Source organism: Aeromicrobium sp. PFPM2_SD2, assembly GCF_057364525.1.
The window spans coordinates 1-759 of record NZ_JBNFNZ010000714.1; the positions used below are offsets into that span (position 1 = coordinate 1).

2 pseudogenes are annotated in these 759 nt (G+C 73.9%); one reads left to right on the forward strand and one right to left on the reverse strand.

Annotation, left to right across the window (positions count from 1 at the left end):
• Positions 1 to 244, forward strand: a pseudogene (locus AC2W7G_RS17645) (hypothetical protein); the annotation flags it as partial.
• A gap of 182 nt (positions 245 to 426) precedes the next feature.
• Here the strand turns inward: AC2W7G_RS17645 and AC2W7G_RS17650 are convergent.
• Positions 427 to 759: pseudogene (locus tag AC2W7G_RS17650) on the reverse strand (2-phospho-L-lactate transferase); the annotation flags it as partial.

A 759-nucleotide genomic window follows, 5' to 3' on the forward strand; every position in this document is an offset into this window, starting at 1 on the left:
GCACGGACGCTGGTGGTCGCCCCGCACCCCCGCGCTGCTGCGCACCGCGTACGGCCCCGACTCCGCCCGCCGGCATCGCGACATGGGCGCGGTCGAGATGCGCGACGTCCCGGCCGGCGTGCGGCGCGACATCGACGTCCTGGGCGACCTGGTGGGCGCCCGCGAGATCGGCCTGGGCCGCAACACCAGCCAGGTCGTCGCCGACTTCGGCGCCGAGATCGAGCCCGACGCTGCCGTCGGCTGAGCCACTGGTGCGCGTCCCGTCAGGGAGCGGTGAGTGGTGGTCACTGCCGCGGGCGGGGCGGTGACCTGTGGTCACTTGCGGGCCGCTGGCGGTGGATGGTGGTCACTTCCGCGCGGGAAAGTGACCAGGACTCACCGCCCCACGGCGCGAAGCGGACGCCCACTCACCGCCCGACGGCGGGGTCAGCGCAGCTCGCGGGCGAGGTCGATCGCGTCCTGGGCGAGCTGACGCGTCGTGGCGTCGTCGTCCATGAAGAGCGGGACGGCCCGGGCGACGACGCCCGTGGGGGAGAGGCGGTCGTCGGCGTCGGCGTCCTGGACGTCCACGAGCCAGCCGTCGAGCAGCCCGCCGTCGCGGCGCGAGCCGTAGGTCTCGGCCACGGCCGCCGCGCTGATCTCACGGCCCAGGCCGGTCATGAGCTGGTCGGCCATGCCGCGCACGGCGCCCCCGCCGATGATCGGGGAGACGCCGACGACCGGGGCGGACGTCGTTTTTTTTTTTTTTTTTTCGCGCAG